This is a genomic window from Planktosalinus sp., from assembly GCF_059864935.1.
The window spans coordinates 1-4,409 of record NZ_JCBCCK010000242.1; the positions used below are offsets into that span (position 1 = coordinate 1).

A 4,409-nucleotide genomic window follows, 5' to 3' on the forward strand; every position below is an offset into this window, starting at 1 on the left:
GGTGAAATAATGCTCATTAGTTTAACTGCTGATTCCACAAGTCAAATGGATTTACGAACCATTGCAGACTGGACAGTACGACCCAGATTACTGGCTACAGGTGGTGTGGCACAAGTGGTTGTAATTGGTGGCGAGTACAAACAATATCAAGTGCTGGCTTCACCCACAAAAATGAAGTATTATAATGTATCCCTTCCGGAATTGCTCAAGGCTAGTGAAGAAGCAAATGGCAATTCATCAGGTGGTTTTCTCAATCAATATGGTAACGAATACATTATTAAAGGAATTGGCAGAACAAATTCTGTGGAAGAATTGGGAAAGACTGTTATAAAACGTATTGATGGCAACCCCATAAAAATAGAGGACGTTGCCGAAGTTAAAATTGGCGCAGCTCCAAAAATAGGTGACGGTTCACTAAAAGGAAATCCTGCAGTGATTATGACTGTCATGAAACAACCGGCAACCAATACTCTGGAGCTGACAGATAAAATAGATGACGCTGTAGCCGATATGGTAAAGAACTTGCCCGATGATATTCATATCAATACAGAAATATTCAGACAAGCAGATTTTATCAATGCATCCATCAGTAATATCCAAAAAGTATTATTGGAAGGAATTGCATTTGTGGTAATCATTCTCTTTTTATTTTTAATGAATTGGCGGGCTACAGCTATTTCCCTGGTAGCAATTCCCATCTCATTAATCGTTGCCATACTCACTCTGAAATGGCTCGGCTTTACCATAAACACAATGAGCTTGGGCGGTATGGCTATTGCCATAGGTGATTTGGTAGATGATGCTATAATAGACGTTGAGAACGTATTTAAACGGTTAAAAGAAAATGCCAAAAAACCACTGGTAAAACAGACCAAAAAACTGAAAGTCATTTTTGATGCATCCTTTGAAATCAGGCATTCCATTGTCAATGCTACATTTATAATTATTGTAGCCTTTCTTCCATTGTTTTTCCTTTCCGGTATGGAAGGAAAATTATTAGCCCCACTGGGTATCGCCTTTATTGTTGCTTTATTTGCTTCGTTGGTGGTGGCCATTACCATAACTCCTGTTCTTTGTAGCTATTTGCTCACCAATGATAAGATGTTACAAAAACAACACAAAGAGAGTTGGCTGGTTGAACGATTACAAAAAATCTATAGCAGTTTATTGGAAAGCGCCATGCGTTGGAAAAAAACGGTGGTGGCGTCAAGCATTCTTTTATTCGTCATAGCACTTTTAGCGTTCACCCAATTGGGCAGAAGTTTTTTACCTGAATTCAACGAAGGTTCCTTAGTTGTAAGTGCAGTAAGTCTACCGGGGATTTCGTTAGAAGAAAGCAATAAAATAGGCACTATCATAGAAAATGAATTGTTGACTATTTCCGAAATTAATACCACAACAAGAAGAACCGGAAGGGCAGAACTCGACGAGCACGCACAAGGCGTTAACGCTTCTGAAATTGATGCCCCTTTTACCTTAGGTGACAGAAGTCGCTCGGATTTTATGGAAGATGTAAGGGAAAAACTTGCAGGCGTGACAGGTGCAAATATCACCATTGGTCAGCCCATAGGTCACCGCATAGATCATATGCTTTCAGGTACTCGTGCCAATATTGCCATCAAGATTTTTGGTAATGACCTGAACAAACTTTTTTCACTTTCCAATCAAATCAAAAATGAAATTGAAGGTGTGGATGGATTGGTGGATATAAGTGTGGAGCAACAAGTGGAAATCCCACAAATTCAAATAAAAGCCAAACGGGATTTATTGAACCATTATGGTATTACCATCGGCACTTTTAACGAATTTATAGATGCTGCCATTGCAGGAGAAAAAGTATCTGACATCTATGAAGGTGCCAGAACATTTGATTTAATAGTAAGATTGGATGAAGCTAGTAGATCTAAAATTGAAGACATAGAGAATGTCCTTCTTGATACAGATGACGGTGGGAAAATACCTTTGCACTATGTAGCCGACATTGTAAGCACATCAGGACCTAACACCATAAACAGGGAAAATGTGGAACGAAAAACAGTAGTCTCAGCTAATGTCTCCGGCCGTGACCAAAAAAGTGCAGTGGAAGAAATTCAGAGGTTAATCAATGAAAAAATAGAACTGCCCGAGGGTTATCATATTGAATATGGTGGACAGTTTGAAGCGGAAGCAGAAGCATCCAAAACCTTGTTTTTCGCTTCCTTGCTCTCCATATTGGTCATTTTCCTTATCCTTTTTCAAGAATTCAAGAATGTAAAAACAGCAGGTATCGTTCTCTTGAATCTACCATTAGCTCTTATTGGTGGTGTTTTAAGCATTTATTTTACAAGTGCCATTCTAAGCATCCCTGCAATTATCGGTTTTATTACCCTTTTTGGTATCGCTACACGAAACGGTATTTTGTTGGTGTCGCATTACAAAACCTTGCAGGTAGAAGGATTAAATTTATATGATACTATTATTCAAGGTTCCATAGACCGCTTAAGTCCCATTTTAATGACGGCATTAACAGCAGGTCTGGCATTAATCCCATTGGCAATAGCAGGAGATTTACCCGGTAATGAAATTCAAAGTCCTATGGCAAAAGTAATTTTGGGTGGCCTGTTAACTTCCACTTTACTCAATATTTTTATTGTGCCGGTTGTGTACTTTTTGTCTAATTCTAAATCAGTTGCCAAATGAAAAAAATAATGTATATAATGCTGCCCCTGATTATTTCAGTAATGCATGTGAACAGTCAGACTACCATAGATTCGGTATTGGTAAATATCGAAAAAAACAATAAAACCATCATTGCAAATACCAAGTATTGGGACGCTAAAAAAATGTCATATCAAACCGGTTTAAATCCGGTTAATCCTAAAGTGGATTATGATTTTATGATAGGCACTCCTGAAAATGCAGGCAATCAAACAGAGTTTGCAATAACACAATCTTTTGATTTCCCAACTGTATATACCAGAAAGAAGCAACTCTCCAATGAACAGACAAAACAAGCGGAATTTCAATTAAGCGCTAACAGACAGGAAGTTTTATTGAATGCAAAATGGATTTGTATAGAACTGATATATCGCAATAAATTAAATTCAGAATTGAGCATTCGTAAACAAATTACAGAAAAGTGGTTAGCTTCATTTGAGAGAAGTTTAGAGTTAGGTCAAGGCAATATTATGGATGTCAATAAAGCAAAACTGCAGCTTATTCAAATCAATGCTGCATTTCAAGAAAATCGCTCAATCAGCAATCAGCTCAATCAAAAATTGACAGAACTCAATGGTGGGATACAAATTCAGTTTTCAGACACCTCTTATGTTTCACTATCATATATTCCTGATTTTGAAACATTAGAACAAGAAATTGAAGCCAATGATCCGGTTAAAAAATATTTAGAACAAGAAAATGTAATCGGTCAAAATAAAGTAGCCCTTTCAAAAGCCTTATCGCTTCCAAAAATCGAGGCAGGTTATCGCTTTCAAGGCATATTAGGGCAAACTTTCAACGGTTTTCATTTAGGTTTAACCATACCTCTTTGGGAAAATAAAAATACAGTGAAAACCAAACAAGCAGAGTTAATATTGAATGAAGCAACCCTGCAAGAACATACTAATGAACATTATTCTGATATAAGACAGAAATACGAACAAATGTCAAACCTGAAAATCACATTAGATGAATATGAAACATTATTTTCTTCAATAAATATTGTGGAGCTTTTAGATAAATCTTTAGCATTGGGTCAAATAACCTCCATAGAATATTTCCTGGAAATGACCTATTATTATGAAGCTTTGAAAAATTATCTAAAAACAGAAATGGAATACAACAAAGTAATAGCTGAATTATTTAAATACCAACTTTAAACCCATCCCTAAAGCAAACACATCCTGATAAAAATTCGGGAAGAGCTTGCTTTTCCATTTCGCAAAAAAAAACCTAAACCATTAATGATTTTATCATCTCCTTATTTCCAATTCAAAAAAAAGATAAATTTCCCAAAACAAATAAAAAGGAAGCAAAGGTAGTGGGCTCCAATCCTCGCGAAGGCGGGGATCTCGTCATTCAAATGCGGAAACAATAAATCATTCCTACTTCAAAAAGCACAGCAACGCGTGCTTAAAGTCTTAGCGTATGTTAGTTTTAAAAGCCATAGCCTTCAATTCTTGCTCAACGCGTGAGATTTTATATTTTGTAGCCATTTCCTTCCAATGTGAAACTGCTTGCAATACTTCTTCTATTATTTCATTGGCTCTTTTCTCGGTTAATCTAAAATACGCTGCTACTTCCAAGGCAAGATTTAAATCTAACGAATTATCCTCATCAGAGATGTTTAGTTTTAATCCGGCACCCGTTTCAACTGGGTTAATATCATAAGCCGGCGATAATATCCAGCCCTTATGGGTTAATAAAAAGCC

3 protein-coding genes are annotated in these 4,409 nt (G+C 36.7%); 2 read left to right on the forward strand and 1 reads right to left on the reverse strand.

The genetic code is table 11. From position 1 onward, the window contains the following. Both AC6F75_RS08340 and AC6F75_RS08345 read left to right on the forward strand, forming a co-directional pair. Positions 1-2,679 (forward strand): efflux RND transporter permease subunit (locus AC6F75_RS08340; RefSeq protein WP_500714546.1); only part of this gene is annotated, 2,679 nt, incomplete at its 5' end. Next, positions 2,676-3,857 (forward strand): TolC family protein, encoded by a 1,182-nt coding sequence (locus AC6F75_RS08345; protein WP_500714547.1) that lies wholly within the window; start codon positions 2,676-2,678, stop codon positions 3,855-3,857. The genes AC6F75_RS08340 and AC6F75_RS08345, both read left to right, overlap by 4 nt. Before the next feature lie 261 nt (positions 3,858-4,118). Here the strand turns inward: AC6F75_RS08345 and AC6F75_RS08350 are convergent. Continuing rightward, a partial coding sequence (locus tag AC6F75_RS08350) for a HipA domain-containing protein (RefSeq protein ID WP_500714548.1) occupies positions 4,119-4,409 on the reverse strand: 291 nt, incomplete at its 5' end.